At 71.6% G+C, this 25625-nt stretch carries 28 protein-coding genes and 2 tRNA genes; 10 read left to right on the top strand and 20 right to left on the bottom strand.

Features of this window, described 5'->3' with window-relative positions; genetic code table 11:
- Positions 1–36 precede the first annotated feature (36 nt).
- Together ACWD11_RS26170 and ACWD11_RS26165 are read left to right on the top strand one after the other, a co-directional pair.
- A complete protein-coding gene (locus tag ACWD11_RS26170) occupies positions 37–1560 on the top strand; it encodes an MFS transporter (RefSeq protein WP_451285854.1) in 1524 nt (507 codons plus the stop codon).
- Positions 1554–2306, top strand: coding sequence for a TetR/AcrR family transcriptional regulator (locus ACWD11_RS26165; RefSeq protein ID WP_389416518.1), 753 nt, complete (start codon positions 1554–1556; stop codon positions 2304–2306). Before ACWD11_RS26170 ends, ACWD11_RS26165 begins: the two co-directional genes overlap by 7 nt.
- Here the strand turns inward: ACWD11_RS26165 and ACWD11_RS26160 are convergent.
- The 4 genes from ACWD11_RS26160 to ACWD11_RS26145 all read right to left on the bottom strand — a co-directional run bounded on the left by ACWD11_RS26160 (position 2303) and on the right by ACWD11_RS26145 (position 6580).
- A complete protein-coding gene (locus ACWD11_RS26160) occupies positions 2303–2773 on the bottom strand; it encodes a PPOX class F420-dependent oxidoreductase (RefSeq protein ID WP_451285852.1) in 471 nt (156 codons plus the stop codon). The genes ACWD11_RS26165 and ACWD11_RS26160 overlap by 4 nt on opposite strands.
- 9 nt (positions 2774–2782) lie before the next feature.
- Entirely contained in the window at positions 2783–3604 is an 822-nt protein-coding gene (locus tag ACWD11_RS26155) for a YceI family protein (protein WP_451285851.1), read from the bottom strand.
- A gap of 74 nt (positions 3605–3678) precedes the next feature.
- Positions 3679–6111, bottom strand: coding sequence for an MFS transporter (locus ACWD11_RS26150; RefSeq protein ID WP_451285849.1), 2433 nt, complete (start codon positions 6109–6111; stop codon positions 3679–3681).
- A 13-nt stretch (positions 6112–6124) separates the two neighbouring features.
- Positions 6125–6580, bottom strand: a complete 456-nt coding sequence (locus ACWD11_RS26145; protein ID WP_451285848.1) for a MarR family winged helix-turn-helix transcriptional regulator — start codon at positions 6578–6580, stop codon at positions 6125–6127.
- A 233-nt stretch (positions 6581–6813) separates the two neighbouring features.
- On the opposite strand from ACWD11_RS26145, the gene ACWD11_RS26140 reads away from it, so the two are divergent.
- Entirely contained in the window at positions 6814–7008 is a 195-nt protein-coding gene (locus tag ACWD11_RS26140) for a hypothetical protein (protein WP_389416513.1), read from the top strand.
- Positions 7009–7127: 119 nt separating this feature from the next.
- On the opposite strand, the gene ACWD11_RS26135 is transcribed toward ACWD11_RS26140, so the two are convergent.
- From ACWD11_RS26135 to ACWD11_RS26100, 8 genes are all read right to left on the bottom strand, one after another.
- Positions 7128–8012 (bottom strand): RNA polymerase sigma factor SigF, encoded by an 885-nt coding sequence (locus tag ACWD11_RS26135; protein WP_389416512.1) that lies wholly within the window; start codon positions 8010–8012, stop codon positions 7128–7130.
- Positions 8013–8279: 267 nt separating this feature from the next.
- Positions 8280–9134, bottom strand: a complete 855-nt coding sequence (locus tag ACWD11_RS26130) for an RNA polymerase sigma factor SigF (protein WP_389416511.1) — start codon at positions 9132–9134, stop codon at positions 8280–8282.
- Between the two features lie 148 nt (positions 9135–9282).
- On the bottom strand, positions 9283–9576 hold the full coding sequence (locus tag ACWD11_RS26125; RefSeq protein ID WP_389416510.1) for a Dabb family protein: 294 nt from the start codon (positions 9574–9576) through the stop codon (positions 9283–9285).
- Positions 9573–9752: a hypothetical protein gene (locus ACWD11_RS26120; RefSeq protein WP_389416509.1), complete on the bottom strand. Its 180-nt coding sequence runs from the start codon at positions 9750–9752 to the stop codon at positions 9573–9575. Before ACWD11_RS26120 ends, ACWD11_RS26125 begins: the two co-directional genes overlap by 4 nt.
- A 106-nt stretch (positions 9753–9858) precedes the next feature.
- A tRNA-Ser gene (locus tag ACWD11_RS26115) sits at positions 9859–9943 on the bottom strand.
- Positions 9944–9998: 55 nt separating this feature from the next.
- Positions 9999–10430, bottom strand: a complete 432-nt coding sequence (gene tadA / locus ACWD11_RS26110) for a tRNA adenosine(34) deaminase TadA (protein WP_389416493.1) — start codon at positions 10428–10430, stop codon at positions 9999–10001.
- 56 nt (positions 10431–10486) lie between these two features.
- Positions 10487–11014 carry a tRNA adenosine deaminase-associated protein gene (locus ACWD11_RS26105; protein WP_389416996.1) on the bottom strand — a complete coding sequence of 176 codons (528 nt, stop codon included), beginning with the start codon at positions 11012–11014 and terminating at the stop codon, positions 10487–10489.
- A gap of 229 nt (positions 11015–11243) precedes the next feature.
- A complete protein-coding gene (locus ACWD11_RS26100; protein ID WP_451122795.1) occupies positions 11244–11429 on the bottom strand; it encodes a hypothetical protein in 186 nt (61 codons plus the stop codon).
- A gap of 94 nt (positions 11430–11523) precedes the next feature.
- Between ACWD11_RS26100 and upp the strand changes: the two genes are divergently transcribed.
- On the top strand, positions 11524–12159 hold the full coding sequence (gene upp, locus ACWD11_RS26095; protein ID WP_451285844.1) for a uracil phosphoribosyltransferase: 636 nt from the start codon (positions 11524–11526) through the stop codon (positions 12157–12159).
- A gap of 134 nt (positions 12160–12293) precedes the next feature.
- Here upp and ACWD11_RS26090 read toward each other — a convergent pair whose 3' ends face one another.
- Positions 12294–12932, bottom strand: coding sequence for a LytR C-terminal domain-containing protein (locus tag ACWD11_RS26090; protein WP_451285842.1), 639 nt, complete (start codon positions 12930–12932; stop codon positions 12294–12296).
- Positions 12933–13055: 123 nt separating this feature from the next.
- Positions 13056–13352, bottom strand: coding sequence for a type II toxin-antitoxin system VapB family antitoxin (locus ACWD11_RS26085; RefSeq protein WP_003999914.1), 297 nt, complete (start codon positions 13350–13352; stop codon positions 13056–13058).
- Between the two features lie 112 nt (positions 13353–13464).
- Here ACWD11_RS26085 and ACWD11_RS26080 point away from each other — a divergent pair, with 112 nt between their 5' ends.
- The gene (locus ACWD11_RS26080; RefSeq protein ID WP_451285840.1) at positions 13465–15054 is read left to right on the top strand and encodes a helicase HerA-like domain-containing protein; all 1590 of its coding nucleotides are present in this window, start codon (positions 13465–13467) and stop codon (positions 15052–15054) included.
- Between the two features lie 195 nt (positions 15055–15249).
- On the opposite strand, the gene ACWD11_RS26075 is transcribed toward ACWD11_RS26080, so the two are convergent.
- The 4 genes from ACWD11_RS26075 to ACWD11_RS26060 all read right to left on the bottom strand — a co-directional run bounded on the left by ACWD11_RS26075 (position 15250) and on the right by ACWD11_RS26060 (position 17691).
- Entirely contained in the window at positions 15250–15549 is a 300-nt protein-coding gene (locus tag ACWD11_RS26075) for a hypothetical protein (RefSeq protein ID WP_451285838.1), read from the bottom strand.
- A gap of 74 nt (positions 15550–15623) precedes the next feature.
- Complete coding sequence (locus tag ACWD11_RS26070; protein ID WP_389416488.1) at positions 15624–16289, bottom strand: HdeD family acid-resistance protein; 666 nt, start codon at positions 16287–16289, stop codon at positions 15624–15626.
- A gap of 55 nt (positions 16290–16344) precedes the next feature.
- Positions 16345–16956 carry an HhH-GPD-type base excision DNA repair protein gene (locus tag ACWD11_RS26065; RefSeq protein ID WP_451285836.1) on the bottom strand — a complete coding sequence of 204 codons (612 nt, stop codon included), beginning with the start codon at positions 16954–16956 and terminating at the stop codon, positions 16345–16347.
- A gap of 24 nt (positions 16957–16980) precedes the next feature.
- Positions 16981–17691 carry a siderophore-interacting protein gene (locus ACWD11_RS26060; RefSeq protein ID WP_451285834.1) on the bottom strand — a complete coding sequence of 237 codons (711 nt, stop codon included), beginning with the start codon at positions 17689–17691 and terminating at the stop codon, positions 16981–16983.
- An 88-nt stretch (positions 17692–17779) separates the two neighbouring features.
- Here ACWD11_RS26060 and ACWD11_RS26055 point away from each other — a divergent pair, with 88 nt between their 5' ends.
- From ACWD11_RS26055 to ACWD11_RS26035, 5 genes are all read left to right on the top strand, one after another.
- Positions 17780–19828 (top strand): penicillin acylase family protein, encoded by a 2049-nt coding sequence (locus ACWD11_RS26055; protein WP_451285832.1) that lies wholly within the window; start codon positions 17780–17782, stop codon positions 19826–19828.
- Positions 19821–20420, top strand: coding sequence for a GNAT family N-acetyltransferase (locus tag ACWD11_RS26050; RefSeq protein ID WP_451285830.1), 600 nt, complete (start codon positions 19821–19823; stop codon positions 20418–20420). The genes ACWD11_RS26055 and ACWD11_RS26050 overlap by 8 nt, the downstream gene beginning before the upstream one ends.
- A complete protein-coding gene (locus ACWD11_RS26045) occupies positions 20417–20896 on the top strand; it encodes a cupin domain-containing protein (RefSeq protein ID WP_389416483.1) in 480 nt (159 codons plus the stop codon). Before ACWD11_RS26050 ends, ACWD11_RS26045 begins: the two co-directional genes overlap by 4 nt.
- Complete coding sequence (locus ACWD11_RS26040) at positions 20893–21642, top strand: SDR family NAD(P)-dependent oxidoreductase (protein WP_451285828.1); 750 nt, start codon at positions 20893–20895, stop codon at positions 21640–21642. The genes ACWD11_RS26045 and ACWD11_RS26040 overlap by 4 nt, the downstream gene beginning before the upstream one ends.
- Positions 21643–22163: 521 nt before the next feature.
- Positions 22164–23891, top strand: coding sequence for a copper resistance CopC/CopD family protein (locus ACWD11_RS26035; protein WP_451286010.1), 1728 nt, complete (start codon positions 22164–22166; stop codon positions 23889–23891).
- Positions 23892–23922: 31 nt separating this feature from the next.
- Here the strand turns inward: ACWD11_RS26035 and ACWD11_RS26030 are convergent, their stop codons facing one another.
- Positions 23923–25344: an ATP-binding protein gene (locus ACWD11_RS26030; protein ID WP_451285826.1), complete on the bottom strand. Its 1422-nt coding sequence runs from the start codon at positions 25342–25344 to the stop codon at positions 23923–23925.
- A gap of 139 nt (positions 25345–25483) precedes the next feature.
- Positions 25484–25571, bottom strand: a tRNA-Ser gene (locus ACWD11_RS26025).
- Positions 25572–25625: the final 54 nt, after the last annotated feature.

The following is a 25625-nucleotide window of genomic DNA, read 5'->3' as shown; positions in this document are numbered from 1 at the left end:
TGTACACCGTATGAGAGCTGTTCTACGGTGTACAGCATGTCCGTTCCCGCACCCGCCACCGTCTCCCAGGGCCACCCCCAGCGCTGGCTCATCCTCGGCGTCATCTGCCTGGCCCAGCTCACCGTCGTCCTCGACAACACCGTCCTGAACGTCGCCATCCCCTCGCTGACCAGCGAGCTGGGCGCGGCCACCTCGGACATCCAGTGGATGATCAACGCGTACTCGCTGGTGCAGTCCGGACTGCTGCTCACCGCGGGCAGCGCCGCCGACCGCTACGGCCGCAAGAAGATGCTGATCACCGGACTGGCCCTGTTCGGCGCGGGCTCGCTGACGGCCGGACTCGCCGACACCACCGGCCAGTTGATCGCCGCGCGGGCCGGGATGGGCGTGGGCGGGGCACTGCTGCTGACCACCACGCTCGCCGTCGTGATGCAGATCTTCGCCCCCGAGGAGCACGCGAAGGCGATCGGCATCTGGGCCGCGGTCAACGCGCTCGGCTTCGCCTGCGGCCCGCTGCTCGGCGGCTTCATGCTGGACCACTTCTGGTGGGGCGCGATCTTCCTGATCAACCTGCCGGTCGTGGTGCTGGGCCTGGTCGCGGCCGTCACCCTGGTCCCCGAGTCGAAGAACCCCCGAGGCGACCGGCCCGACCTGCTCGGCGCCCTGCTGTCGACGATCGGCATGGCCTCCCTGGTCTTCGCGATCATCTCCGGGCCCGAGCACGGCTGGACGTCGGCCCGGGTGCTGGGGTCGGCGGCCGTCGCCGTCGCCGTGCTGGCGGCCTTCGCCTACTGGGAGAGCCGGATCCCGTACCCCATGCTCGACCTGCACTTCTTCAAGAACCAGCGGTTCACCGGCGCCATCGCGGGCGCGGTGCTGATCACCTTCGGGATGGGCGGCTCGCTCTTCCTGCTCACCCAGCACATGCAGTTCGTCCTCGGCTACGGCCCGCTGGAGGCGGGGCTGCGCACGGCACCGCTCGCGCTCGTGATCGTGGCGCTGAACTTCACCGGTGTTGCGGCGAAGTGGGCGGCCCGGCTCGGCAACCCGGCCGCCATAGGGGTCGGCATGGCCCTGATGGCCTGCGGCCTGGCGTCCATCGCCCTGCTCGCCTCCAGTGGGTACGCCGGCACCCTGCTCGGCCTGCTCCTCATAGGGGCCGGTGCGGCGGTCGCCAACCCGGCGATGGCGCACGCGATCATGAGCTCGATCCCGCCGGAGAAGGCGGGCATCGGGGCGGGGATCAACGGGACCGTGGCGGAGTTCGGGCAGGGCCTGGGCGTGGCCGTGCTGGGGGCGGTGCTCACCTCCCGGTTCGCGGCACTGGTCCCGGTGGCCGCGTCCTCCTTCCCCGCGGCGATGGCGGCGGCGGACGGCGAGGCCCGCAGGGGTGAGATCAGGGACGCGTTCGCCTCCGGCCTGGAGAGCAGCCAATTGGTGGGAGCGGTGGCCGTGCTGCTCGGCGGGTTGGTCGCGGCGGCGTTGCTGCGCAGGGCGGAGCGGGCAGACTCGGGGAACACGACCCCCGTGCAGCACGTCCAGGAAGGTGCGCCATGGTGAAGGCAGCCGAGCGGGCCAGCGTCTGGCTGGAGGGCAAGGGGCGCCGCGGCGGCCGCGGCGGGGGGCAGCCCTCCGGGCTCGACCGGGACCGGATCACCGAGGTTTCCGTGCGGCTGCTCGACGCGGAGGGGCTCACCAAGTTCTCCATGCGCCGGCTGGCCGCCGAGCTGAACGTCACGGCCATGTCCGTCTACTGGTACGTCGACACCAAGGACGACCTCCTCGAACTCGCCCTCGACACGGTCTACGGCGAACTCCGGCTCCCCGACCCGGAGGCCGACGAGGACTGGCGCGACCAACTGCGCACGCTGGCCCGCGAGTACCGGGCCCTGCTGGTACGCCACCCCTGGATCTCGCCGCTGGCCGGGACCTACCTCAACATCGGGCCCAACTCCCTGGCCTTCTCCCGGGTCGTCCAGCGCGTCATCCGCCGGACGGGGCTGCCGGCCGAGGGCGTGACGGGCGCGATCTCGGCCGTCTTCCAGTTCGTGTACGGCTACGGCACGATCGAGGGCCACTTCTTCGCCCGGGTCCAGGACGCGGGCATGACCCCCGACGCCTATTTCCAGCACGCCATGACGACGGTGAGCGAGACCCCGTCCACCGCGGAGGTCGTCGAGGAGGCCAAGGACATCATGGCGGCCCGGGGCGGCGACACGGTCGAGGAGATGCTGGAACGGGACTTCGTCTTCGCCCTTGACCTGCTGGTGGCGGGCATCGAGGCGATGGTGGCGAGAGCAGGCTAGGAATTGTCTGTGAGGCGCGCCGGAAAGCCCCCCGTCGCCACCGGCCCCCACCTCTGCGGCGTCACCCGGATGATCGACTTGCCCTGCTTCACCATCGCCGCCCGGTACTCGTCCCAGTCCGGATGCTCCCCGGCGATGTTCCGGTAGTACTCCACCAGCGGCTCGACGGAGTCGGGGCAGTCGATGACCTCCGCCGTGCCGTCGATCTGCACCCACGGCCCGTTCCAGTCGTCGCTCAGCACGATCAGGCTGACCCGCGAATCCCGCCGGGCGTTGCGGGTCTTGGCCCGCTCCGGGTAGGTGGAGACGACGATCCGCCCGGAGTCGTCCACCCCGCAGGTCAGCGGCGACCCCTGCGGGCTCCCGTCGGCCCGCCGCGTCAGCAGGATCGCGCGATGACGCGGCCGTACGAAGTCCAGCAACTCGGTCAGCGAGACAGCGGTGTTGGTCGCGATGTTCGGTGCCATGCGCCCAGCCTAGGCCTGCGGCAGCGTGCCCCCCTGGACCGCCTGCACGTCGAGTTCCACCCGCAGTGTCGTGCCGATGGCGGCGATCCCCGCCTGGACGACCTGGTTGTAGTGCATGGCGAAGTCCTCGCGCCGCAGCTCGGCGGTGGCCCGGAACGCGGCCCTGGTCCCGCCCCACGGATCCGACCCGGTCCCCAGATACGCCAGGTCCAGGTCCACCGGCCGTACGACACCGTGCAGTTCCAGCACCCCGTGGACCGTCCAGCGATCCGTACCGGCCGCGGTCAGGCCCGTCGAGCGGTAGGTGATCTCCGGGAACCGCTCCACATCCAGGAAATCCGGCGACCGCAGGTGCCCGTCCCGCAGGGCGTTCCCCGTGTCGATCGACGACGCCCGGATCACCGCCTCCACCCGCGACCCGGTGACGTCGCCCGGAGCGATCTCGACGGTCGCGGAGAAGTCGGTGAACCGTCCGTGCACGCTGGAGATCCCCAGGTGCTGGGCGACCGCGCCCACCGACGAGTGCGCCGGGTCCACCGTCCACACCCCCGGCGGCGGCAGTTCCGCCCCGCCCTGCCGGGCCAGCGTCACCGTGCCCACCTCGGCCCGGCCGCTCGCCGTGACGAGCGCGCTCGCCGCGGCGGGCGCGTACCCGACGGCGGTGACGATGACCGTGTACGCCCCGGGGGCCAGGGGATTCGGATCCCGTACCGCGCCCTCCGCGTCCGCCTCGGCGCGCAGCACCTGGCTGCCGTTGCCGTCCGTCACCGTGACGACCGCGTGCGACACGGCCCAACCGTCCCGGGTACGGATCCTCGCGGTCAGTCCCATCTCAACTCCTCGCATGAAACCGGCCCGTGGAACGCACCTCCGCTCAGAGCGCGCTCCACGGGCCGGGGCCTGTCCTACTCGCCGGGGTGGGCGAGTTCGATGTCGTGGTCGTCGACGCCGGGACCGTGCACGGTCCGGGCGGACGCCACCGGCGGGTATCCCGTCGCGATGACCGTGTAGTCGCCGCCGTCCAGGTCGGTGAAGGCGTACGCCCCGTCCGCCCCGGTCGTCGCCGTGCCGACGACGTTGCCCGCCGCGTCCACGAGGGTGACCCGCGCGTCGGCCAGCGGACCGTGCGGCGCCCGTACGACGCCCTGGACCTGGGCGCCGGAGTCGAGGTCGACCTCGATCCGGGTGACGCCGGTGCCGCCGATCTCGACGGGCAGGGCACGTGGCCGGAACCCGGCGGCGTTCACCGCGAGGGTCACCGTGCCCGGCACCAGCTCGCCGAGGGCGAACTCGCCCTGCTCCCCGGTGGCTGCGGTGGCCAGCAGGTCCCCGCGCACATCGGTGACGATCACCATCGCGTCCTGGACCGGCAGCGCCCCGTCGGCCGCCCGCACCACACCGCTCAGCCCACTGGTGCCGCTGAGCAGGATGTCGTACGCCAACGGCTCCTCACCGACGACGACGGTGGACGCCTGCGGCTGGTAACCGTCGGCGGAGGCGATCAGGACGTACGAGCCGGCGCCCGGCGCGTCGACACCGTAGGCACCGTCCGCCTGCGCCACCGAGCGGCTGAGCTGCCGTCCCGAGAGCGAGATCAGCGTGACCGCGGCCCGCGGCACGGGCGCGCTCTCGGCGCCGCGGACGAATCCGCGCACGGCGACGGATCCACCGGTGACCTGCACTGTCTCCTCCTGCACCGTGTCCTCCTCGACGGCAGGGGCCGCGGGAGCCGCTTCCGGCTTCGTGGTCTCCGCCGCCTGCGCCAGCGCCCCGGACGTCCGCAGCGGGACCTCCTTGATGAACAGCGTCACCAGGAAGGCGAGGAAGGCGATCGGGGCGATGTACAGGAAGATGTCGGCGATGCCGTGTCCGTAGGCGCTCTCCAGCCAGGTGCGGATGTGCGCGGGGAGGGCGTCCATGTCGGGCAGTTCGCCGGAGCCCACGGCGCCGGCCGCGGCGGACTGCTCCTGCGGGCTGAGCGAGCCGATGGTGTCGGTGGCGTAGTGGCTGATCCGGGACGACATCACCGAGCCGAGCGCCGAGACGCCCATCGCGCCGCCGAGGGACCGGAAGAAGGTGACCACCGAGCTGGCGGCGCCCAGCTCGTGCGCGGCGACCTGGTTCTGCGTGGACAGCACCAGGTTCTGCATCATCATGCCGATGCCGAGGCCCATGACCGCCATGTAGACGGCGATGTGCCAATACGGGGTGTCGTAGCGCATGGTGCCCAGCAGCCCCAGGCCCGCCGCCAGCAGCACACCCCCGGTGACCAGCCAGGACTTCCACTTGCCGGTCCTGGTGATGACCGCGCCGGAGACGGTGGAGGAGACGAACAGGCCGGCGATCATCGGGATGGTCATGACGCCCGACATGGTCGGGGACTTGTCCCGCGCCAGCTGGAAGTACTGGCTGAAGAAGACCGTGCCCGCGAACATCGCGACACCGACCAGCAGGGAGGCGAGCGAGGCCAGCGTGATCGTGCGGTTCCTGAACAGGTACAGCGGGATGATCGGCTCGGCGGCCTTCGTCTCCACGAACAGGAAGACCAGCGTGAGCGCGAGCGCGCCGCCGACCATCGCGTAGGTCTGCCAGGACAGCCAGGCGTACTTGTCGTCCGCGAAGGTGACCCAGACCAGCAGCAGACAGACGGCCGCGGTGATGAAGAAGGCACCGGCCCAGTCGACCTTGACCTTGCGCCGGGTCACCGGCAGGTGCAGCGTCTTCTGCAGCACGAACAGGGCGATCAGCGCGAACGGGATCCCCACGTACAGGCACCAGCGCCAGCCCAGCCAGTCGGTGTCGGTGATGACACCGCCGATCAGCGGACCGCCCACGGTCGCGACGGCGAAGGTCGCGCCGAGGTAGCCGGAGTAACGGCCGCGCTCCCGGGGGGAGATCATCGCGGCCATGATGATCTGGGCGAGCGCGGTCAGACCACCGGCGCCGAGCCCCTGGATCACCCGGGCGCCGATCAGCATCCCGGCGTTCTGGGACAGACCGGCGACGACCGATCCGATGATGTAGACGACCAGGGCTATCTGGACCAGGGCCTTCTTGCTGACCAGGTCGGCGAGCTTGCCCCACAGGGGTGTGGACGCCGTCATCGACAGCAGCGCGGCGGTCACGACCCAGGTGTACGCGCTCTGCCCGCCGCCGAGGTCCTGGATGATCTCGGGCAGCGCGTTGGAGACGATGGTGGAGGACAGGATCGCGGCGAACATGCCGAGCAGCAGCCCGGAGAGCGCCTCCATGATCTGCCGATGCGTCATGGGGGCCTCGCCGGAGCCTCCTGAGTGCTTGGCATGAGCCCGCACACCGGCTGGTGTGGTCGTTGCCATGGACTTCCTTCTCTTACGTGGTGATCGCGGGTGTACGGGGGGACTGTTCGTCGAAGCAGCGCCTCAGCCGGGCCATGAGCAGCGTGAGCTGGGTGACCTCGTCGTCGGTCCAGTCGCTCAGGCGTTCGGCGAGCAGCCGGGTGGTGCACCGGGCGAGCTCCTCGACCCGGGCCCGGCCCGCGGGCGTGAGGCGCAGGATGCGGCCGCGCTTGTCGGCCGGGTCGGGGGAGCGGTCGATCCAGCCGCGCTCGGCGACATGGGCCACGTGACGGCTGGTGACCGACATGTCCACGGCGAGCAGGTCCGCGAGCTTGCTCATGCGCATGTCGCCGTGGCGCTCCAGCAGCGTCAGCACGGCGGCGGAACCGCCCGGGCAGTCGGACGGCAGCGCCCGCCCCAGCTCCCGCTTCACGGCACCGAAGGCACTGAACTGACGGACGAGCTCCTCGTACGCCGCCTGCTCGGCCATCGCACTCCTCCCGGGAGTATTTGTTGCTTAGGGCAACCATAGAAGCTGTTGGTTGCTACAGGCAAACGAAATGACGGGGGGTGCGGCTCAAAAGTTGGCAAAGGCAAGTATTGCAATCGTAAACGCGCCGGAGGCTGCCGGTCGGCGGTCTTCGTGTCCGGCCGCCGGAACCCAGGGGCCCCTGCGGGCCCCGCACTTGGGCCGGACCCCCGTATTCGCTAGGGTTTCGGCCCATGGCTAACACCGAGGGCCCCCAGGGCAATTACGACCCCGCCGGCAGCACCCAGATGTTCCGCGCGTTCGTCGACGAGGCCCCCCAGGGGCGTCAGCCGGCGGCCGCCTCCTCCGGCCCCCGCATCGGCCTGATCGTCGGTGTCGTCGTCGCCGTCGCGGTCATCGCGGCGGTGGCCTGGCTCGCGCTGATGTAGCCCGGGCGGCTCACCTCATCCGCACTCCTGCCCCGGACGCACGACGGCCGCCGAGGCGCCGGTCAGGGCGCCTCCGCGGCCATGTGTCCATGTCGTCGCCCGACGCATCGGGCCGGGCGTCAGTCCGAGATCAGCCCGTCCCGCAGCTGTGCCAGCGTGCGGGTCAGCAGGCGGGAGACGTGCATCTGGGAGATGCCGACCTCCTCGCCGATCTGGGACTGGGTCATGTTGGCGAAGAAGCGGAGCATGATGATGCGGCGCTCCCGGGGCGGCAGCTTGGCCAGCAGCGGCTTCAGCGACTCGCGGTACTCGACGCCCTCCAGCGCGGTGTCCTCGTAGCCGAGGCGGTCCGCGAGGGAGCCCTCGCCGCCGTCGTCCTCGGGGGCCGGTGAGTCCAGCGAGGACGCCGTGTAGGCGTTGCCGACCGCCAGGCCGTCGACCACGTCCTCCTCGGACACGCCCAGCACCGCGGCGAGTTCGGTGACCGTGGGGGAGCGGTCCAGCTTCTGGGAGAGCTCGTCACTGGCCTTCGTCAGGGCCAGTCTCAGCTCCTGCAGCCGGCGCGGCACCCGGACCGACCACGAGGTGTCCCGGAAGAACCGCTTGATCTCCCCGACCACCGTCGGCATCGCGAACGTCGGGAATTCCACCCCCCGTTCGCAGTCGAACCGGTCGATCGCCTTGATCAGGCCGATGGTGCCGACCTGGACGATGTCCTCCATCGGCTCGTTGCGGGAGCGGAAGCGTGCCGCCGCGTACCGGACGAGCGGGAGGTTCAGCTCGATCAGTGTGTCGCGGACGTACGCACGCTCGGGGCTGTTCTCGTCCAGCGCGGCGAGCCGCAGGAACAGGGAGCGGGACAGGGTGCGGGTGTCGATGGCTCCCGACGTCGGGAGGGCCGGGGCCGGCGCGGCCTCGACAAGGGCCGTTACGTCGTCGAGCGCGGGCGCACCCTCGCTCTTCGTGAGCGTGAGCACCTTCGAGCTGCCCTGATCTGCGGACATGCCACCCCCTTTGGGTCGCGGGACGGTCGGGGCGGACGCTCCCACTGAGGAACGCAGCCTTCACCTGAATACCGGAGCCGAAGCCGCGGCAAACGCGCTTCCCGCAGAATGTCACATGTCGGCAACACGCTGTAGTGACATGTCGACATGTCAGACGTGAATCCGCCCTGGAAACAAGGGGTCTGACGGTCTATCGGCGCGAAACCGCCGGGAAGGGCCCTGGTGAGCGATTCGCTCGTCCCGGTGACGGTTCGCTCGCGCTTTCGGTCAGGCGTCGATCCGGTTCGCCGACCGCAGCCGCTGGAAGCTACGCGCGAGCAGCCGCGACACATGCATCTGGGAGACACCGAGTTCCGCGCTGATCTGCGACTGGGTGAGGTTGCTGTAGTAGCGCAGCAGCAGAATGCGCTGTTCCCGCTCGGGGAGCTGGACCAGCAGGTGCCGGACCAGGTCGCGGTGTTCCACGCCGTCCAGCGCGGGGTCCTCGTAGCCGAGCCGGTCCAGCAGTCCGGGCATCCCGTCGCCCTCCTGGGCGGCCTCCAGCGAGGTGGCGTGGTACGAGCGTCCCGCCTCGATGCAGGACAGCACCTCCTCCTCGCTGATGCGCAGCCGCTCGGCGATCTCGGCGGTGGTCGGGGAGCGTCCGAAGGCGGTCGTCAGATCCTCGGTGGCGCTGTTGACCTGCACCCACAGCTCGTGCAGCCGGCGCGGAACGTGGACCGTGCGGACGTTGTCGCGGAAGTACCGCTTGATCTCGCCGACCACCGTCGGCATCGCGAAGGTCGGGAACTGCACGCCCCGGTCCGGGTCGAAGCGGTCGATGGCGTTGATCAGACCGATGGTGCCGACCTGGATCACGTCCTCCATCGGCTCGTTGCGGGAGCGGAAGCGGGCGGCCGCGTAGCGCACGAGCGGGAGGTTGGCCTCGATCAGCGCCCCGCGCACCCGGTTGTGCTCCGGCGTGCCCGGCTGGAGCTCCTTGAGCTCGGCGAAGAGCACCTGGGTGAGCGCGCGGGTGTCGGCACCGCGGCTGCGCGGGGCGGCTGCCGCCGGTTCTTCGGGGGCCGCTTCTCGGGGAGGCGCAGTACTGGCCGGCACGGTCAACTCCACCTCGTGATCCATCAACTCATCCGTCAAAAGCGGTCATAGCATCACAAGACATGTGCACTGTGTGCAAGCACCGCATAACACCGTGTTGAGGAATAAAGAGCCCATAAGACGCAGAAATGCCCCTCACCGGTACGGCGAGGGGCTGTGCGGCGCGCGGGGTCTAGTACTCGTAGTCCGCGATCACCCAGGTGGCGAACTCCTTCCAGAGGGCCACGCCCGCCTGGTGCTCGGGGTGCTCCGCGTACCGGCGCAGGGCGTCGGCGTCGTCGAAGGCGGAGTTGATCGCGAAGTCGTAGGCGATGGGGCGGTCGCTGAGGTTCCAGCCGAGCTCCCAGAAGCGGATCTCGGGGATCGTGCCCTCCAGCGACCGGAAGGCCTTCTCGCCCTCCAGGACTCGCGGGTCGTCGCGCCGGACACCCTCGTTGAGCTTGAAGAGGACCAGGTGGCGGATCATTCTTCTCCTCCGTTGGCGACCCACGTCATGAAGTCGCCGATGGCCTTGGCGGCGTCCGATATGCCCTCGAACCCTATCTGCACGTAGTCGGCGGCCTTGGCAGGGTCCGTGATGATCAGGTAGAGCACGAAGACCACGAGCACATAGACGGCGATCTTCTTCGAATTCACCGCCACTGCGGCCTCCCCTGCGCCTGTCGCCCCCGTCGGGCCCGCTGTTGCCGGCGGTGAGTGTAACCGAACAGATGAAGGGCCCCGTCTTGCGACGAGGCCCTTCCCGGAGCGGTAGCGGAGGGATTTGAACCCTCGGTGACTTGCGCCACACTCGCTTTCGAGGCGAGCTCCTTCGGCCGCTCGGACACGCTACCGAGGGAGACCTTACAGCACGGTGGGCACTGCTCAAAAATCGATAATCGGGGCCCGTCACCGGTGCCGGAAGAAGTCCGTGAGCAGCCGGGCGCACTCCTCGGCGAGCACGCCCTCGACGACCTCGGGGCGGTGGTTGAGCCGCCGGTCGCGCACGACGTCCCACAGGGAACCCGCCGCTCCGGCCTTCTCGTCCCGGGCGCCGTAGACGACCCGGTCCACCCGTGACTGCACCAGCGCGCCGGCGCACATGGTGCACGGCTCCAGCGTGACGACGAGCGTGCAGCCGGTCAGCCGCCACTCGCCGGTCCGTGCGGCGGCCCTGCGGATCGCCAGCACCTCCGCGTGCGCGGTGGGGTCGCCGACGGCCTCGCGTTCGTTGTGCCCCGCGCCGAGCACGGTCGTGCCGTCCGCGGACAGCACGACGGCGCCGACGGGAACGTCCCCGCCCCGGACGGCCAGTTCGGCCTGGCCCAGGGCGAGTCGCATCGCACCCCGCCAGCGGTCGCGTACCGGGTCCGGGGGACCCGTGGGGAGGGTGGGGGTCAGCGGACGGTCTCCAGAACCTCCGCGGCGCCCAGAGCCTCGGCGATGGCGCTCAGCGCGTCGACGGCCAGGTTCTTCAGCTCCTTCTCGCTGACACCCAGGTCGTCGAGGATCTCGCTGTCGCCCACCGGGCTGTGCGGGACCGCGTCGGCGGAGGGGGCGGCCGGCTCGTCGTCGGAGTCGCCGTCCGGCTCCTCCGTGCCGTCGAGGTCGAGGGTGTCCAGATCGGGGTCGCCCTCGCCGGGCTCCTTTCCGAGCAGTTCGTCGGTGAGCAGGATCTCGCCGTAGCTGCTGCGGGCAGCGGCGGCGGCGTCCGAGACGTAGATACGAGGGTCGTCCTCGCCGTCGATCCGGACGACGCCGAACCAGGCGTCCTCCTGCTCGATGAGCACGAGCACCGTGTCGTCCTCCGGCGAGGATTCACGGGCCAGGTCGGCCAGGTCCGACAAGGTCTCCACATCGTCCAGCTCTGTGTCGCTCGCTTCCCACCCGTCTTCGGTGCGCGCGAGCAGTGCGGCGAAGTACACCGTGACTCTCCCACTGGTCATAGGCGTGCCGGTTGGGGGTCCCCCCGGCGGAGTCTGTGGGCGGGAGTGCGGTGCGCCGAGCCCCGCCCACTCGGAATCGTGGCAGAAACGGAGCGTTCAGGGGACGTCTTCGGCTCCCTGTGTCCGCCCGTTTTGATCGTCCACGAGCGGGATCGTACGCGGCGCCCGGCGTGGCGCACGCATCGGACGGGCCGTCAGCGGGCCGCGGTCACCAGCGGAAGGTGCGCATGCGCATGTGGTGGCGCAGCCGGGCGGCCTTGGCGCGCCGCGGCTGGACCCGGTCGCGCAGCTCGCGGGCCTCCGCCAGGTCGCGCAGGAACTGGGCCCGGCGCCGGCGGCGCTGCGCGTCGGTCTCCTGCTGGTCGCAGTCCTCCCGGGACTTCCTGTCAGACATGTGCACACCCCTCCGTACGTCCCTTCCGCGTTCCCTTCGGCGGGCGGTTTGATGCCAGCGCGAGGGGCGCGGTGGCCCGGTTACTGTTAGGGACATGCGTCTCCACGTCGTCGACCACCCCCTGGTCGCCCACAAGCTCACCACGCTGCGCGACCAGCGCACCGACTCCGCGACCTTCCGCCGCCTCGCCGACGAGCTGGTCACCCTGCTCGCCTACGAGGCCACCCGGGACGTGCGCACCGAACAGGTCGACATCCGGACGCCGGTCGAGCGGACCACGGGTGTCAAGCTGTCCCACCCCCGCCCCCTGGTGGTGCCGATCCTGCGGGCCGGCCTCGGCATGCTGGAAGGCATGGTGCGGCTGCTGCCGACCGCCGAGGTGGGCTTCATGGGCATGATCCGCAACGAGGAGACGCTCCAGGCGTCCACGTACGCCACCCGGATGCCGGAGGACCTCTCCGGGCGCCAGGTGTACGTCCTCGACCCGATGCTGGCCACCGGCGGCACCCTGGTCGCGGCGATCCAGGAGCTGATCAAGCGCGGCGCCGACGATGTGACCGCGGTGGTGCTGCTCGCCGCGCCCGAGGGCGTCGAGGTCATGGAACGCGAGCTGGCGGGGGCGCCGGTGACGGTGGTGACGGCCTCCGTCGACGAGCGGCTCAACGAGCACGGGTACATCGTGCCGGGGCTCGGCGACGCGGGTGACCGGATGTACGGCGCGGCGGAGTAGTGACGCGGGGCGCCTTTTCGTCGTAGGGGTGCGGGTCGCGGGGCGGCTGCGGCACCGTCGTGGCTCGTCGCGCAGTTCCCCGCGCCCCTGGGCGGGTTTCCCGCGCCCCAGGGAGTTGCCGCTGACCGTGCCTGTCAGCAGGACTTGTTCGCCGTGGCCGGCTTCGGCTTGGGGTTGGTCAGGGTGGTCAGGGCTTTGTCTGCGTCCGCCTTTGGCGTCAGCTTCTTGAAGCCCGTGCCCAGGATCAGGTCCACCGCCGTGCCCTTGCGGGCCGCGTCCGTGCGGCGCTCCGCGCCGGGGAGCTGGGTGGCGAGCACCGGCAATGACGTGTCCAGGGCGGCGGAGGGGCCGAGCAGCAGCCCGGTGCCCTTGATCTTCTTGTCGTACTCCTTCGTCGCGTTGCCCACCTCGCCGATCCGGAAGCCGCGCTTCTTCAGCTCGTCCGCGGTCTTCTTGGCGAGGCCGCTGACCGGCGTGGCGTTGAGCACGTTGACGGTGATCCGGCCCGGCTCGGGCAGGGCGGCGGCCTTCGTCGAGGAGGCCGCCCGGGTGCCGCACTCCGACCGGGTCCCGGCCGCGGAGGCTTCCTTGCCGCCGCCGGTGAAGACGTCGATGAGCTGGAACGTGCCCCAGCCGAGCACGCCGAGGGCGGTGACGGACGCGACGGCCAGGAGAACGAGCCTGCCGCGTCGCCGCGGTCGGCGCATCCGCGGGTACTTGTCCCCCGTGATCCGGTACTGGCCGCCCATGCCAGGGGGAGTCAGCATGCTCATGGGCGCAGCGTAGTGCGCCGGAGCGGTGATTCCTACTAGATGATCATTGGACGCCGGGCAGAGAACCCAAAAGGGTCAACCCTTCACCGGACCGTCACCCGATCCGGCGTCGGTCCGGCTCCGTCAGTCCAGCTCCAGGACGCGCGCGTGCAGCACCTGGCGCTGCTGCAGCGCGGCACGCACGGCCCGGTGCAGACCGTCCTCCAGGTACAGATCGCCCTGCCACTTCACCACGTGCGCGAACAGGTCGCCGTAGAAGGTGGAGTCCTCGGCGAGCAGAGTCTCCAGGTCGAGCTGGCCCTTGGTCGTCACGAGCTGATCGAGGCGGACCGGGCGCGGTGCGACGTCCGCCCACTGCCGGGTGCTCTCCCGGCCGTGGTCGGGGTACGGCCGGCCGTTTCCGATGCGCTTGAAGATCACACGGAAAGCCTACCGGTCCAGACGTTCCGGGCGCAGCCATGGCGACCGAGTGCGACGCTGGAAAAGCCGCTGTAAATCGGGGTGAACCTCAATTTTCGGATAGGTGCCTGAGATGAGTGACCGCGAAGCCACGCCGTCGGCCACCGCCCCCGAGAAGTCCGGGAGCGCCCCCGCCCTGTCGAAGGAGGCCCTGGAGATCGCCGCCGGGTACGCCTTCACCGGCCCCGCCCTCGACCTGGGCGCCCTGCTGTGGGAGGGGCGGTGCCTGGCCGACGCGCAGATCCGGATCCCGCTGCCGATGCTCAACCGGCACGGCCTGGTCGCCGGCGCGACCGGCACCGGCAAGACCAAGACGCTCCAGCTGATCGCCGAACAGCTCTCGGCGCAGGGCGTGCCGGTGTTCCTCGCCGACATCAAGGGCGACCTGTCGGGCATCTCGGCACCGGGGCGGCCCGGCGACCAGATCACCGCGCGGGCCGCGGACGTCCACCAGACGTGGACGGCGACCGGCTTCCCCGCGCAGTTCTACGCGCTCGGCGGTCTGGGCCACGGCGTCCCGGTGCGGGCCACGATCACCAGCTTCGGCCCCCTCCTGCTCTCGAAGGTCCTGCGGTTGAACCGGACCCAGGAGCAGTCCCTCGGCCTGATCTTCCACTACGCCGACACCAAGGGCCTGGAACTGGTCGACCTCAAGGACCTCAGGGCCGTCGTCGCCTTCCTGACCTCGGACGAGGGCAGGCCGGAGCTGAGGGACATCGGCGGTCTGTCCAGCGCCACGGCGGGCGTGATCCTCCGGGCGCTGACCGCCTTCGAGGCGCAGGGCATGGCCGGTTTCTTCGGGGAGCCGGAGTTCGACACGGCCGAGTTCCTCCGCACGGCCGAGAACGGGCGCGGCACGGTCTCCGTCCTCGAGCTGCCCGCCGTACAGGACAAGCCGGAGCTGTTCTCCACGTTCCTGATGTGGCTGCTCGCCGATCTCTTCCACGATCTGCCCGAGGTCGGTGACACCGACAAGCCGAAGCTGGTCTTCTTCTTCGACGAGGCGCATCTGCTCTTCGACGACGCCTCCCCGGCCTTCCTGGACTCCCTCACGCGGACCGTGCGGCTCATTCGCTCGAAAGGGGTCGGCGTCTTCTTCGTCACGCAGACCCCGAAGGACGTACCCGCGGACGTCCTCGGCCAGCTCGGCAACCGGATCCAGCACGCCCTGCGCGCCTTCACCCCGGACGACGAGAAGGCGTTGAGGGCCACGGTGAAGACCTTCCCGAACTCGGCGTACGACCTGGAGGAGCTGCTCACCGGGCTCGGTACCGGCGAGGCGGTGGTCACCGTGCTCAGCGAGAAGGGCGCCCCGACGCCGGTCGCCGCGACCCGGCTGCGGGCGCCGGAGTCCCTGATGGGGCCGGTAGAGTCCGCGGCCCTGAACGAGGCGGTGACGTCGTCGCCGCTGTACGGGCGGTATGCGCAGGCCGTCGACCGGGAGTCGGCGTACGAGCGCCTGCAGCGGCCGCCCGCGGGCAAGGGGCCGGACGAGATGCGGGCCCGTGCCCCCCAGGCCGCCCCGCGGACCGAGGCGCAGCCGTCGGTGGTCGAGCAGGTCGTCGGCAGCGGGATGTTCAAGTCGCTGGCGCGGTCCATCGGCACCCAGATCGGGCGCGAGATCACCCGTTCGGTCTTCGGTACGGCCCGGCGGAGGCGGTAGCCGCCACGGCCCCGCCTCCGCCGACTGCTCAGCGGTTCTTGTCCTTCGGGGACCGTTCGTCCCGCTTCACCTGCGGCTTCGGCGCGCTGCGCGCGGCTTCCGCCCGCAGCAGGGCGCGCATGACGGCGTACGGGTCCATGGGCATGGGGTGCTCCTTGCGTCGTACTGACGGATGAACCGGGGGCGCCGGTTCTGTCAGCAGCGCAGGACCACCGAGCGGCGGGCGGGCGGGGTGTACGGGGGCGGCGGGGACAGGAGGGCCGCCGGGCGGGGGCGCGGGGCGGGACGCGGGGGGAGGGCGGCGGCGCGATGCGCGCGGCGGGCGGTTCCCGGCCGGGGGGCGGGGGCCACGAGGTCGTACTCGATGATCTCGGTGGCCGCCGCGACGGGGGCCAGGGGCAGTCCGGCGGGTGCCGCGGGGACGCACAGGGCGAGCAGCAACACGAAGGTCCGCAGCCAGGTCCGGCCCGGTCGGAGGCTTCGTACGGTGCTCACGGAAGGTCATCTCCCCGGCGCGGCCGCGCCGTTCTGCGCGGCGCGCCCGAGAACCGCCCGCTCGGCGTACCCGTTCACAGCTCGTGGGGGACCTGGCGGGCGCGGTGGCGGATGCCCAGCGCCGTGACGATCTCGACGATGCCGACGACGACCAGCCAGATCCCGCCGACCACGACGAGGACGGCGACCGACTCGAAGGGCGAGACGATCAGCACGACCCCCGCGGCGAAGCTGACGACGCCGAGGAGGATCTGCCGGCCGCGAGCGGGCATGCCCGGGTCGGAGACGGCGGCCACGGTCTGGGTGATGCCGCGGATCAGCCAGCCGATGCCGATCCACAGGGCGAGCAGCAGCAGTGACTGCATGGGTCCGCGGAAGCAGAACAGGCCCAGCAGGATCGACAGGGCGCCGCTGATGAAGCCCAGCACGCGCAGCGAGGTCGTCTTGTGCGTGCCGAAGGCGGCGACCAGCTGGAAGACGCCGCTGATCAGGAGGTAAAGGCCGAACAGGACGCCGGTGGCGCGCAGCGTGGAGCCCGGCCAGATCAGCACCAGCACGCCCAGGATCAGCGAGGCGACGCCGGTGAGCAGGACGACCTGCCAGGCGGCCTGGGACAGGGCGTGCAGGGGCCCTTCGAGGGGCGGCTCGGGTTCGTGCCCGCCTCTGGGGGCGCGCTGCGCGTGGACTTTGCGGTCGTCGTACTCCGGGCCCCACGCGGGGCCGGACGGTGCCTCGGTCATGGTTCAAGCTGAGAACGGCCCGGCGCGGACCGCCACCAAGGGTGAGCCGAACGGCTTACTTCTCGGCTGCCTTGGACGTCTTGTCCGCCTTCGCGGCCTTGGCCGCCGCTTTCATCTCCTGCTTGTGCGCGCGCACCTTCGCCAGTGACTCCGGCCCGGTGATGTCCGCGACGGACCGGAACGACCCGGCCTCGCCGTACGACCCGGCCGCCTCCCGCCAGCCGTTGGGGGCCACGCCGAGCTGCTTGCCCAGCAGCGCGAGGAAGATCTGCGCCTTCTGCTTGCCGAAGCCGGGCAGTTCCTCCAGGCGCCGCAGTAGTTCCGTGCCGTCCGTGACGCCCTTCCAGACCAGCTCGGCGTTGCCGTCGTAGTGCTCGACGAGGTACTGGCACAGCTGCTGGACGCGCTTGGCCATGGACCCCGGGTAGCGGTGCACGGCCGGCTTCTCCGACAGCAGCGCCGCGAAGGACTCCGGGTCCTGCGCGGCGATGTCGTGCGCCTCCAGATCGTCCGCGCCGAGCCGGTCCGCGATCGTCCGGGGCCCCTTGAACGCCCACTCCATCGGGACCTGCTGATCGAGCAGCATCCCGACCAGCGCGGCGAGCGGACTGCGGCCGAGCAGCTCGTCGGCGTCGGGGTCCTGGGCGAGGTGAAGGGTGACGTCCATGGCTCGATGATCCCGCGGCCGGGCTCAGGCCGCGCGCCAGTACCCCAGCGCGTGCATCCGGTCCTTGGCGACGCCCAGCTCCTTGCGGACGTACGCGGACAGGTTCCGGGTGGTCGCCGTGTCGCAGGCGATCCAGACGTACGGCTGGTCGGTGCCCTTCAACAGGTCGGGCAGGTCGGCCCGTACGGCGTCCACCAGCTGGTGGCGGGCGACCGTGCGCAGCTCGTGCCGGGAGGTGTCGGCCCGGCAGGGCAGTCCGGCCGGGCTGCCCTCGAACCAGATGGTGGCCGGGGCCGAACCCAGCGCGTCCAGCAGGGAGTTGAGCGCGGGCAGCGAGGCGGGGTCGGCCATCGCGAAGACGTGGGAGGGCTCGGGCCGGGGATGCTGGAAGCCCGTGCCCTGGACCGTCGCCTCGATGGTGTCCCCGGCCCGCGCCGCCCGCGCCCAGTCACTGGCCACACCCTCGTGCAGCGCGAACTCCAGGCTGAAGGTGCCGGCCTCCGGGTCGGGGTCGACCAGCGTGTACGCCCGCTGGTGCGGCTTGCCCCCGTCGGTGAACCAGAGCCGGACCCACATCGTCGGGTGGACGCCGGTCGCCGCGAGCATGCCGCCGTCGCTGAGGTGCAGCCGCCGGTAGTCGGGGGAGACGTCCTCGGCGCCGGTGACGGTGAACGCGAAGTCCTTGGCGCCCATCAGTTTCAGGACAGTGCCCTGCCAACCGTGCCCCTGCCCCATCGCGTCTTCACCCTTCGCGTACTATTCCGCCACGAACAACTTAGGCAAGGCTAACCTAAAGCATGTCATGAGCACAGGAGGGTGACAGGTGACCGCCGAGATCTACCGCGACGCCTGGGGCATCCCGCATTTGCGGGCCGACGGCGCGCGCGAACTCGCCCGCGCCCAGGGCCATGTCACCGCCCTCGACCGGGCCTGGCAGCTGGAGGTGGAGCGCCGGCGCGCCGACGGTACCTCCGCCGCCCTGCTCGGCCCGGACTCCCTGGCCTGGGACCGCTTCGTGCGGCGGGCCAGGCTGGACGACACCGCCCGCCGCTGCTGGGCCGCACTGGCCGACGGCGACCCGGAGACCGCCGACTGGATCCAGGCGTACGTCGACGGCGTCAACGAAGGTCTCGCCGGGGCCGCCCTGCCGGTCGGCGCCCCCGGCCGCTGGGAGCCCTGGACCCCGCTCGGCGTCTGGCTCGGCATCCACATCCTCTTCGCGGGCTTCCCCGCCAAGCTCTGGCGCGAGGAGGCCGTCCGGCACCTCGGCGAGGAGGCTGTCGGCCTGTTCGCCATCGACGGGCCCGGCACCTCCGGCAGCAACGGCTGGCTGGTCAGCGGCGAGCGCACGGTCTCCGGGCAGCCGATCATCGCGGGCGACCCGCACCGGTTCATCGAGGACGCCGGCGTCTACCAGCAGATCCACCTGTCCTGCCCCGAGTTCGACGTCGTCGGCCTCGCCGTCCCCGGCGTCCCCGGCATCGCCCACTTCGGGCACACCGGCACGGTCGCCTGGGCCATCACCAACGCCATGGCCGACTACCAGGACCTGTACCGGGAACGGCTGCGGCGGACGGGCGCGGGCATCGAGGCCCTCGGCCCGGACGGCACTTGGGCCCGCGCCGCGCGGCACACCGAGACCGTCGAGGTGGCGGGCGAGGACCCGGTCGAGGTCGAGGTCATCGAGACCGACCGCGGCCCGGTCGTCATCGGCGGTCCCGAGGGCCTCGACGACGGCACCGACCGTGCCGTCAGCCTCCGCTACCCGCCCCGCGTCACCGGCGACCTCGGCTTCGGCGCCCTCCTCCCCTTGCTGCGGGCCCGCCGGGTCGCCGACGTCGACCGGGCCTTCGACCGGTGGACCGAGCCGGTCAACGTCGTCCAGGCCGCCGACACCGAGGGCGGCCTGCTCCACCGCGTCGCCGGAAAGGTCCCGCTGCGCGCCCCCGCCAACCGCACCCGGCTGGTCCCCGCCTGGGAGCCCGGCCACGCCTGGCAGGGCTGGCACGAGACGCCGTACGGCGAACTCGCCGACGGAGTCGCGGTGATGGCCAACCAGCGCGGCCCGGCCACGCCCCTCGGCGTGGAGTTCGCCCCGCCGCACCGCGCCGACCGCATCACCGCCCTGCTGAGCGAGAAGAAGCGGTGGGCGCCCGGCGACATGCCCGCCATCCACACCGACACCCATCTCGCCTCCGCCGCCGCCCTGCTGGACCGCCTGGCCACCCTCGACGGCCTCTCCCCCGAGGCGGCCCGCCTCCGCGAGACGCTCCTGACCTGGGACCGCCGGATGGACGCGGACAGCCGGCCCGCGGCCCTCTACGCGGCGCTGCGCAGCGCGGTCGTACGCCGGATCGCCGCGCACCCCGCCTTCGCCGCCCTGACCACCCCGCCCGCCTACCCCGAGGTCCTGCTCCCCTGGCTCGCCCTCGTCCCGCGCATCGGCTTCGCCCTCGAACACCTGCTGCGCGCCGAGGAGTTGTACGGCATCGACCGGCCGGAAGCCGTGCGCGCGGCCGTGGAGGAGGTGGCCGCCCGGCCGCCCGAGGGAGTCTGGGGCGACACCCACCGCCTCGCCCCCTGGCGGGCGCTGCCCGCCGAGTACGACGAGCCCGCCCTCTCCGGCGACCACGACTGCGTGCTGTGCACCTCCGCCGTGCCCGGCATCACCGACCTCGCGGCCCGCGGCCCCGCCGCCCGGTACGTCTGGGACCTGGACCGCCGCGAACACAGCCTGTGGGTCGTGCCGTTCGGTGCCTCCGGGGTGCCCGGCACTCCCCACCACCGCGACCAATTGCCGCTGTGGACACGGGGAGAGCTCGTCCCCGTCGTCACGGACTTCGACCGACTGGAGAAGGAAACCGATGTCTGACACCCGCGAGACGGTGTACGAGGAGCGGGTCGACGGCTTCGGCACCGTGCACGTCCAGCGCCTCGACCCGCAGGCCGACGCCGAGGTCGTGCACTCCTGGGTGAGCGAGGAACGCGCCTCCTTCTGGGGCATGAACGGCCTCACCCGCGACCAGGTCGCCGAGGTCTACGCCCACCTGGACGCCCTCGACACCCACCACGCCTACCTCGTCCGGCGCGACGGCGTCCCGGCCGCGCTGCTGCAGACCTACGAGCCCGAGGCCGACCGGGTCAGCGAGTGCTACGACGTCGAACCCGGCGACATCGGCGTCCACCTGCTGCTCGCGCCCGCCGCGGCGGAGGGCGGCCGCCGCGGCTGGACGGCCGCGCTGCTCGGCGCCATCACCTCATACGCCCTCATCGGCCTGGACCGGCGGCGGGTCGTCGTCGACCCCGATGTGGCGAACGAGAAGGCCGTCGCCCGCTTCCTGCGGCAGGGCTTCGAGGCGGGACCGCTCGTCACCCTCCCCGAGATCGACCTCCCGGACGTGTACCTGCCGGAGAAGAAGGCCCAACTCGCCTTCCTGCGCCGGGAGATAGCCTTCCCCGGGTGACCCCGGAAGACCTCGTCGCCCACTACGGCCTGGAGCCGATCCCCCGCGAGGGCGGACTGTTCCGCCGTACCTGGGAAGGGCCCGCGCTCCCGGACGGCAGACCCGCGGGCACCGCCATAGTCGCCCTGCTCACCGCCGAGCCGGGCGACTATTCCGCACTGCACCGGCTGACCGGCGACGAGGTCTGGCACTTCTACCTCGGCGACCCCCTGGAGATGCTGCTGCTCGACCCCGACGGCAGCTCCCGCACGGCCGTCCTGGGCCCGGACATCCTGCACGGCCAGCAACCGCAGCTGACCGTCCCCGCGGGCACCTGGATGGGCGCCCGGGTCGTGGCGGGCGGCACCTGGACCTTCTTCGGCTGCACCATGGCCCCCGGCTTCACCTACGAGGACTACGAGCACGGCGACGCGCAGCACCTCCTCGCCCGCTATCCCCACGAGGCCGCCCGGATCATGGAACTGTGCCGCCCATGAAGCTGCTCCAGGGCCAGGTCGCCCTCATCACGGGAGCCGGCGGCGGCATCGGCCGCGGCATCGCCCTGCGCTTCGCCGAGCAGGGCGCGGCGGTGGCCCTGCACTGCCGTACGGCGGTGGACGCGGCGCGCGAACTGGCCGCCGAGCTGGGGGACTCCGTCGTGCTGCGCGGGGACCTGACCGTCGAGGAGGAGTGCCACCGCGTGGTCCGCGAGGCCGCCGAGTGGGGTGGCGGCCGGCTGACGGCGCTGGTCAACAACGCGGGCGTACAGCCGGTCCGGGACCTGCCCGGGATGACCGCGGCCGAGTGGCGGGCGGTACTGGACACCAACCTGACCAGCGTGTTCGCCTGTACGCAGGCCGCCGCCAAGGTCATGCGGGGGCGGGGCGGCGGCTCGGTGACCCACATCGCCTCGGTGGAGGCCCGGATGCCGGCACAGGGGCACGCGCACTACGCGGCCGCGAAGGCGGCGGTGGTGATGCACGCCCGCTCCGCGGCGCTGGAGTACGGCCGCGACGGCATCCGCGTGAACACGGTCTCCCCGGGCCTGATCGAACGGGACGGACTGGCCCGGTCCTGGCCGGAGGGCGTACGACGCTGGAACGAGGCCACGGCCGTGGGCCGCCTCGGCCGCCCGGAGGACGTGGGCGACGCCTGCGTGTTCCTCTCCTCCCCGCTCGCCTCCTGGATCACCGGCCACGACCTCGTCGTCGACGGAGGAGCGTCGGCCCGGCCGACGTGGTGAGGCGGGGGCCGGGGGAGAGGGATGCCCACAGGAATCGGACGGGGTGAGTACGGGGGCCTGTCGTTCGTGGGGCGGGACGGGGGCGTCGGTGTGGCCGAGTGGTAGGGGTCGGTCGCGGGCGGTGCGGATGCCGCCGGCCGGACGGGGTGAGGGCGGGGGCCCGTCGTTCGTACTCGGGTCGGCCCGGCTGACGGGGAGGCTCTCTTCGCGGTGGACTTGTTCCGTCCGTCGGGGCGAGCGCGGAGCGCCTGCCGTACGTGGACGGGACGGAGGGGCGTCGGTGCGGCCGACGTGGGGGGTCGGTCGCGGGCGGTGCGGATGCCGCTGGTCCGGCGGGGTGAGCGCGGGGGCCTGCCGTTCGTGGGCCGGGACGTACGGCCAACGTGGCGCGTCTCTTCGGGCGGGCGGAGCCCGTCCGACCTGGTGAGCGCGGAGCGCCTGCGGTGCGTACTTATCCTCGTGGCGGAGACCGGGGAAGACGGAGAGACGACGTGGTCCGACGGCGCGGAGTTCAAGGGCTGGTGCTGCTGGGAGCCGTGCTGGTCCTGCTCCTCCTCGGCGGCACGGCCCCGGCCTCGGCGCACGCGGCCCTCAGCGGCACCGACCCCGAGGACGGAACCGTCCTCGCCACGGCCCCCCGTCAGCTCACCCTGACCTTCACCGAGTCCGTAGGGCTCCTCGACGACTCGGTACGCGTCCTGGGCCCGGACGGCAGGCGCCTGCGCGTGGGGGAGGCCGAGCACGCCAAGGGCGACGGCACGGCCCGCGTCACGCTGCCCCGGGGCCTGGACCAGGGCACCTACACCGTGGCCTGGCGCGTGGTGTCGGCGGACAGCCACCCCGTGTCGGGCGCGTTCACGTTCTCGGTCGGCAAGCCGTCGGCCGTGCCGGTGGCCGTGGACACGGGTCCGACCGAGCATCCGGCCACCGCCGCCCTCCACAAGATCGCCCGGTATCTCGCCTACCTGGCGGCGGCCCTGCTCATCGGCACCGCCACCTTCGTCGCCGTATGCCGGCCGACGGACCCCCAGGCCCTCCGCACGCCGCTCCTGCTCGGCTGGTGGGCCCTGGTGGCCACGACCGTCGCCCTGCTGCTGCTCCGGGCCCCGTACGAAACCGGCGAGTCCCCGGCAGCGGCCCTGAATCCCGACGCCCTCACCGACACCCTCACCGGCCGCCCGGGCCTGACCCTGCTGACCAGGCTGGCCCTGCTCCTCCTGGCGGCGGCGTATCTCGTACGGAGGTCAAGGCGGGGCGAGCCCAGCGGTGTCCCCGGGGCCGTCCTCGCCGTAGGACTCGCCCTGACCTGGGCGGCGTCGGACCACGCCTCGGCCGGGATCCAGGTACCGGTGGCGATGACCTCCGCCGTACTGCACCTCCTGGCCACCGCGGTCTGGCTCGGCGGCCTCACGGCCCTGCTCCTCACCCTGCGCCGCGACCGCCTCACCCCCGACACGGTCACCCGCTTCTCCCGCCTCGCCCTCGCCTCGGTGACCGTCCTGGTCGTCACCGGCGTCTACCAGTCCTGGCGCGGCCTGGGCTCCTGGGACGCGCTCACCGGCACGACGTACGGCAGGCTCCTGACCCTCAAGCTCATCGCGGTCGCCCTGCTCCTCGCGGCGGCGGCCGTGTCCCGCCGATGGACGGCCCGCCTGGCGACGGCGGAGACGGAGACGGCCGTACGGGAAAGAGTCCCGGAGCCCGTAGGCGGCCCTAGCCTCCCCGACCCACCGTCCCCGCCCCCACCATCCCCGTCCCCGCCCTCCGACGCCCGGCGCCGCGCCCTGCGCCGCTCGGTGCTGGCCGAGGCCACCGTCGGAGTGGTCGTGCTGGTGATCACGACCGTGCTCACCTCGACCCTGCCGGGCCGGGCCGTGGCCGAGGCGGCCGAGGCCGCGCCGCGCACCGGAGGCACCGTCGCCGTCACGGTCCCCTTCGACGTCGGCGTCCCGGGCGGCGCCGGCAAGGTCCAGCTCACCCTCGACCCCGGCCGGGTCGGCGACAACGCCCTCCAGGCCGTGGTGCTCGGCCCGGACGGCGGCCTGTCGGCGGTGCCCGAACTGCGGGTCTCCTTCACCCTCCCCGCCCAGGACATCGGCCCCCTCGACGCCGGCCTGACCGACCAGGGCGGCTACTGGGCCAACAGCTTCGTCAACCTGCCCCTCGCCGGGACCTGGACCATGAAGGTCACCGTGCGGGTCTCGGAGTTCGACCAGGTGAGCGTGGAGCGGCGGATCGACGTCCGCTGAGGCGGACGGCGTCAGTGGTAGAAGCCACTTCCTACGCTCTGCGCCAGGCGCTGAGCAGTCCCTCGGGGCCGTACGCCGCCTGGAGTCCTGAGCAACTGACTCCGTTGCGAGAGACCGCCACGAGCGGCACGGGCTCGTCGGTGATCGCCGCCCGGTGCTTCTGCAAGGCGGCCAGGTCGTGGCTGTCGAACGCCGAGTTCTCGAGCCACTTGACCGAGCCGAGGAAGAGCAACTGCTTGGCCACCGGCTGCCGGTCGGCACCCACCAGGTCGATTTCGACGTCGTTGCTGCGGGTCCAGTACCCGCCGATCGCCGGGGCGGCGGGCAGGAGCGCGTCCGGCAGGAGGCGGGCGAGGGATTCCCGGACGAGGGGCTCGATGGCACGCCCCCGCCAGCTCGTCCACCGCTCCTTGATCCGGCTCAGCGTGAGATCTCCCCGCATCCGCTCGATCTCCGCCATGTGCGGATCCAGGAACGCGAGCCAGAAACGCAGGTAAGGGTCGGCCACTCGGTAGCGGCGTTCCTTCGACGGCCGCAGTGAGAGTGGCAGCTCGGCGGCCACCACCCGCTTCTCCGTCAGGACATCCGTGGCACGGGTGAGGGTGGTGTGGGCGATCCCACCGGCCGCGCGCGCGATGTTGGTGAAGGTTCGCTCCCCGGATCCGATGGCCCGCAGAACCTCCCTGCTCATCGCCTGCGATGGGAACTCCGCGGCCAGCGACCGCTCGGCGGAGACCAGAAGCGCCGAAATCGGGTTGTCCAGCGAGTCGCGGAGAAACTCCCAGAGATCCGCTCCAGGCCGCCACTCCGCACAGATCAGCGGAAGACCGCCCGTGACCAGGGCGGCGTCGAAAGCGGCTGCCGGCTCAAGCCCGAGCATCTCGCCGATGTCGGCAGGGTTCAGCGGCCCGACCACCATTTCCCGGCCCCGCTGATGGAAGGGGCGGTCGTAGCTGTTCAGCGTCTCCATCATCGACAGGTCGGATCCGACCAGCAGGAGCAGTACGGGTTTACGGCTGAGCAGGCGATCCCACGCCCGCTGGAGCATGCCCTCGAAGGCGTCGATGCGGTCCATGAGATACGGAACCTCATCCATGACGACCACGGCCGGGCTGTCGTCAGGCAGGACCTCGGCAAGCAGCCTGAACGCCGCGTTCCACTGCTCGGGGCTCTCCTCCGCGAACAGTTCGCGCTCCGGCAGAGTGGATCTGACGACGGAGTCGAGCAGTTCCGTCAGTTCGTCCTCCGCGGTGCCGCCCGCCGCGGTGAAGAAGAGGTGCGGGGCCTCGGTGCGCCGGAGGAACTCCTCGACAAGGCTGGACTTGCCGACCCGTCGCCTCCCCCGCATGAGGATGCACTGACCTGGTTTCGGCGATCCGACGGCATCTCGAACCTCCTGAAAGGCGTTCCGAAGCACGCCCAGCTCCCGGTCCCGCCCGATGAATCGACGCATGAGAATGCCCCTCAGGAGATAGTATCGGTAGAGATACTATCGCCGCCGCTACCATCCTGTTCGGGACGTGGTGGCCGGAAACGACGAAGGGCCCCACCGCGAACGGTGGGGCCCTTCGACATCGTGCCCGGTGAGGCACTGGCGGAGGATACGAGATTCGAACTCGTGAGGGGTTGCCCCCAACACGCTTTCCAAGCGTGCGCCCTAGGCCTCTAGGCGAATCCTCCGCCAGGAACATTACATGACCGAGAAGGGTGCTCGCGAACTCGATCCGAGCTGCT

The organism is Streptomyces sp. NPDC002776 (assembly GCF_053592195.1).
This window is presented reverse-complemented; position numbering and strand designations above follow the sequence as displayed.